The organism is Paenibacillus sp. GbtcB18 (genome assembly GCF_019091125.1).
In the GTDB taxonomy this organism is placed as follows: domain Bacteria; phylum Bacillota; class Bacilli; order Paenibacillales; family NBRC-103111; genus Paenibacillus_F; species Paenibacillus_F chitinolyticus.
This window is the reverse complement of record NZ_JAGXJX010001053.1, coordinates 1-217: the sequence shown is the minus strand read 5'-3', so window position 1 is coordinate 217 and position 217 is coordinate 1. Positions and strand designations below refer to the sequence as shown.

Annotated in this window: 1 rRNA gene; it reads right to left on the bottom strand. The window is 54.4% G+C overall.

Annotation, left to right across the window (positions count from 1 at the left end):
• A 5S ribosomal RNA gene (gene rrf / locus KVT34_RS31615) occupies positions 1-83 on the bottom strand; the annotation flags it as partial.
• Between the last annotated feature and the right edge of the window lie 134 nt (positions 84-217).

The window sequence follows — 217 nt, the reverse complement described above, 5'->3', positions numbered from 1 at the left end:
GTCCAAGTACCATCGGCGCTGGAAGGCTTAACGGTCGTGTTCGGGATGGGTACGCGTGGTTCCCTTCCGCCATCGTCGCCAAACGAATTGCGTAGTTTCCGGAGTCGCCAAACTCCAGAAGGGTTTGTAGCTTGAAAGGTTCTTGCCCTTTCAAAACTGACAACGAGTGATTGAAGGTTGAAGGCAAAGCCTTCTTGACTGGGTCCGCCTCGGGACC